2 protein-coding genes and 3 pseudogenes are annotated in these 4,451 nt (G+C 63.7%); all 5 read right to left on the minus strand.

What is annotated here, in order from left to right:
* Positions 1-602, minus strand: a 602-nt coding sequence (locus RMO57_RS19340; RefSeq protein WP_310389450.1) for an ATP-binding protein, incomplete at its 3' end; no start/stop codon positions are given.
* A 144-nt stretch (positions 603-746) separates the two neighbouring features.
* On the minus strand, positions 747-1,058 hold the full coding sequence (locus tag RMO57_RS19345) for a hypothetical protein (protein WP_310389451.1): 312 nt from the start codon (positions 1,056-1,058) through the stop codon (positions 747-749).
* Positions 1,059-1,106: 48 nt separating this feature from the next.
* A pseudogene (locus tag RMO57_RS19350) lies at positions 1,107-2,236 on the minus strand (3-deoxy-7-phosphoheptulonate synthase).
* 229 nt (positions 2,237-2,465) lie between these two features.
* Positions 2,466-3,929, minus strand: a pseudogene (gene tldD / locus RMO57_RS19355) (metalloprotease TldD).
* A gap of 28 nt (positions 3,930-3,957) precedes the next feature.
* Positions 3,958-4,451: pseudogene (locus tag RMO57_RS19360) on the minus strand (16S rRNA (cytidine(1402)-2'-O)-methyltransferase); the annotation flags it as partial.

Below are 4,451 nucleotides of genomic sequence, written 5' to 3' on the forward strand. Positions count from 1 at the left end.
TCGGAATATTTGCTGATGACGGACTTGAGGCGCCAGGTCTTGAGGAACTCCTCCTCGCCTTCGCGCAGATGCAGGACCACATCGGTGCCGCGACCTGCCTTGGTGATGGTCTCGACTTCGTAGTCGCCGGTGCCTTCTGACGTCCAGCGCACGGCCGCATCGGCGGCCACGCCAGCGCGGCGGGTTTCGACGGTGATGCGGTCGGCAACGATAAAGCCCGAGTAGAAACCGACGCCGAACTGGCCGATCAGATTGGCATCCTTCTTCTGGTCGCCTTCGAGCTTGGCCATGAATTCGCGCGTGCCGCTCTTGGCGATGGTGCCCAGATGCGAGATCGCCTCTTCCTCGCTCATGCCGATGCCGTTGTCGCTGATGGTGACGGTGCGGGCGGCTTCGTCAAAGCTGACGCGAACTTCCAGATTCGGCGCATCCTCGAACAGGGCAGCATTGTCCAGCGCCTCGAAGCGCAGCTTGTCGCAGGCGTCCGACGCGTTGGAGACCAGCTCGCGCAGGAAGATTTCCTTGTTGGAATAGAGCGAATGGGTGACCAGGTGCAGGATCTGTTTGACCTCAGCCTGGAAGGCATGGGTTTGCTTTGTCATGGCTTGTGATTCCTTCTGTGAGCACAAAAACGATACGTGCACCCGATGTGGGGTCGGCTCGCCCGGCTTCAAGCCCTTATTACTTGCCGACGGCCGAGCTGCCGGCGCTGCGATTGGCTAGGAGCAGTGGATCCGGCCGTTGAGTCAGTACGACAAAGTCCGCTTCGCCACATCGACCCGCAGCAGCGCCTTGCTCAGCGCGCCGCTGGTGGCCCGTGCATAGTCAAGCGACCAAGCCGGGTCGGCAAATGCGACCGGGCCGGCAGCGGACGCGATACCCAGAATCTTGTCCGCCAGCAAGACCTTGCCCGAGCCCCGCATCGGCTCGCAGTCATGCTTGACGAACTGCTCGTCCAGCCATTGCCGGGCGGCCTCGAAACTCAGGACCTCCGCGGCATCAACGACCTGATCGAACTGCTGAATCGGGCTGAACACAACCTTGACTTGACTGCGCATCGCTTGCCTTCTTCGTTGGCTTGTGACGCGCCGATTCTGGCCTAGAAATCAGCCGCGTGCCGTCTTTACAGCGTCGCTGAGCAGTTCGAGCACCTTGAGCGAATCGTCCCAGCCCAGGCAAGCGTCGGTGATGCTCTTGCCGTACTCCAGCTTCTTCGCATCGTCTTTGCCGGGCGTGAACTTCTGCGCGCCATCGATCAAATGGCTTTCCACCATCACGCCGAAGATGCTCTTGCCCCCGGCCTTGATCTGGGCCGCGACATCCGCCGCCACATCCACTTGGCGCAGATGCTGCTTGGAGCTGTTGGCATGCGAGCAGTCGACCATCAGCGTGGTGTCGAGCTTGGCGGCGGCCAGATCCTTGCAGGCCACCGCCACGCTGTCGATGTCGTAATTGGGCGCTTTGCCGCCGCGCAGGATCACATGGCAGTCCTTATTGCCCTTGGTCTCGACGATGGCGACCTGGCCGTTCTTGTGCACCGACAAGAAGTGATGCGGGCGGGCGGCGGCCTGGATCGCGTCGGTGGCGATTTTGATATTGCCATCGGTGCCGTTCTTGAAGCCGATCGGCGCGGACAAGCCCGAGGCAGCTCGCGGTGCACCTGACTTTCGGTCGTGCGCGCGCCGATCGCGCCCCAGGAAATCAAGTCACCAATGTATTGCGGCGAGATCACGTCGAGGAACTCGGAGCCGGCCGGCATGCCCAGCCGGTTGATCTCCAGCAGCAACTGGCGGGCGATGCGCAGACCTTCGTCGATGCGGAAGCTCTCATCCAAATAGGGGTCGTTGATCAGGCCCTTCCATCCCACCGTGGTGCGCGGCTTCTCGAAATAGACGCGCATGACGATCTCCAGCGTGTCGGCGTACTTCTCGCGCTGCAGCTGCAGCTTGCGGGCGTACTCGATGGCGGCGGCCGGGTCATGGATGGAGCAGGGGCCGATGATGACCAGCAGGCGGTCATCCTTGCGCTGCATGATCTTGCGGATCTTGGCGCGGGTGCCGGCGATCAGCGGCTCCATCGGCGTGCCGCGGATTGGGAAGAAACGAATCAGGTGTTCCGGCGGCGGCAGCGGCGTCACGTCGACGATGCGTTGGTCATCGGTCTCGCTGGTCTTGTCCTGCGGCGAGTACCAGCGTTCGGCGGCGGCCTCGGGCTTGGTCACATTTTTCGCGTTCATATCGTGGCGGTCTTTCTGATTCTGATTCGATGAGCAAAAAAAAACCGCCGGGGGTGCACCCAGCGGTTTTCAGAAATTTGGATTGCGTTATTGGTCTACGCGTTCGCCTCTCTGCCGCCGGTGCGGTTTGAGAACCAAAAGAAAGTTGTGTAAAACTTTGGTGAAGGCATGACTTGAATGTAGCACGCGAATATTGCACAGCCGCAGCACTGCGGCGGCCGAACAACAATCAGGCGGTGCCGCCCACCGTCAAGCCGTCGATACGCAAGGTCGGCTGGCCGACGCCGACCGGCACGCTCTGACCCTCTTTGCCACAGACGCCGACGCCGGTGTCCAGCTGCATATCGTTGCCCATCATGGTGACGCGGGTCAGCGCCTCGGGGCCGCTGCCGATGATGGTGGCGCCCTTGACCGGGTACTGGATCTTGCCGTTTTCGACCCAGAAGGCTTCGCTGGCCGAGAACACAAACTTGCCCGAGGTGATGTCAACCTGGCCGCCGCCGAAATTGGTCGCGTAAATGCCTTTTTTGATACTGGCGATGATTTCCTGCGGGTCTTTGTCGCCGGCCAACATGTACGTGTTGGTCATGCGCGGCATCGGCACATGGGCATAGCTCTCGCGCCGGCCGTTGCCGGTCGGTGCGACCTTCATCAAACGCGCATTCATCGCGTCCTGGATATAGCCCTTCAAGATGCCGTCTTCGATCAAGACATTGCGCTGCGAGGCGCAGCCCTCGTCGTCCACATTCATCGAGCCGCGCCGGTCCGGCAGCGTGCCGTCGTCCAGCACCGTGACGCCCTTGGCGGCGACGCGCTAGCCGTTGCGGCCGGCAAAGGCGCTCGAACCCTTGCGGTTGAAATCACCTTCCAGGCCATGGCCGATCGCCTCGTGCAAGAGCACGCCGGGCCAGCCGGGGCCCAGCACCACGGTCATCTCGCCGGCCGGGGCCGGGCGCGATTCCAGATTCGTCAGCGCCGCGTTGACGGCCTGATCGACATAGCTGGCAATCATCTCGTCGGTGAAATAGGCCAGGCCAAAGCGGCCGCCGCCGCCGCCCGAGCCGACCTCGCGGCGGCCATTGCTCTCGGCAATCACGGTCACGCTCAGGCGCACCAGCGGCCTAACGTCGGCGGCCAGCGTGCCGTCGGCGCGTGCCACCAGGATCACTTCATGTTCTGCCGCCAAGCCGGCCATCACCTGGGCCACGCGCGGGTCCTTGGCGCGGGCCATCCGTTCGGTGCGCTCCAGCAGGGCGACTTTCTCGGTGCTGTCCAGGCTGGCGATTGGGTCGGCCGGGCCATAGAGCGAGCGGCTCTTTGATACGGTCGGATTGGCCGGGACCTTGACGCGGCGACTCTGGCCGGCGGCGGCGATCGCGCGCACGGTCAGGGCGGCGTCGATGATGGCGGCCTCGGAGATATCGTCAGAATAGGCAAATGCGGTCTTCTCGCCCGCCACCGCGCGCACGCCGACGCCCTGATCGATGCTGAAGCTGCCGCTCTTGACGATGCCCTCTTCCAGGCTCCAGCCCTCGGAGCGGGTGGTCTGGAAGTAGAGGTCGGCGTCGTCGACCCGGTGCTCGGTGATCAGCCGCAGTGCTTTGGCCAGCAAGGGCTCGCTGAGGCCGTAAGGCTCCAGCAATTGGCTACGGGCTGCTACCAGGCGGGCAAGTGTGGGTTCGCGCGAAATCATGGCTTCATTGTAGGAGGCGGCGTCGAATTCAGTCGGCATCAGTTTCGCGCGCCTTCTTTTGCGCCAGGGCAAAGTCATACAGCCGGTTGCGCGAGCTGCCGCTGATGTCAGCTGCCAGCGCCACCGCCTGCTTCAAGGGCAGCTCGGCGCTGAGCAGATCCAGCACCCGCAAAGCCTCGGCCGGCAGCACACCGTCGGCCGCCGCGACCGGCTTGACAGCATGCAAGACCAGCACAAACTCGCCGCGCTCGCGCTGCGCGTCTGCCGCCATCCAGGCCGGCAGCTCGGCCGCCAAGGCGGTGTGGACGGTCTCGAACTGTTTGGTCAGCTCGCGGCACAGTGTCAGTGTGCGCTGCGGCACGGTGGCGGCCAGCTCCTGTGCCAGCGCGGCGATGCGGTGCGGAGCTTCAAAAAGTATCTGTGCCGCGCCGTGCTGCGCCAGCGCCTGCACCGCGGCCGCGCGCTCGGTGCCGCGCGACGGCAGGAAGCCGATGAAGCCGAAGCCGTGGCTGCGTGCGTCGC

This window comes from Roseateles sp. (assembly GCF_031397715.1).
Lineage (GTDB): Bacteria > Pseudomonadota > Gammaproteobacteria > Burkholderiales > Burkholderiaceae_C > Paucibacter_A.

Excerpts from the sequence above, each read along its gene's own strand:
- RMO57_RS19345 (WP_310389451.1), bottom strand. The coding sequence starts at position 1,058 with ATGCGCAGTCAAGTCAAGGTTGTGTTCAGCCCGATTCAGCAGTTCGAT.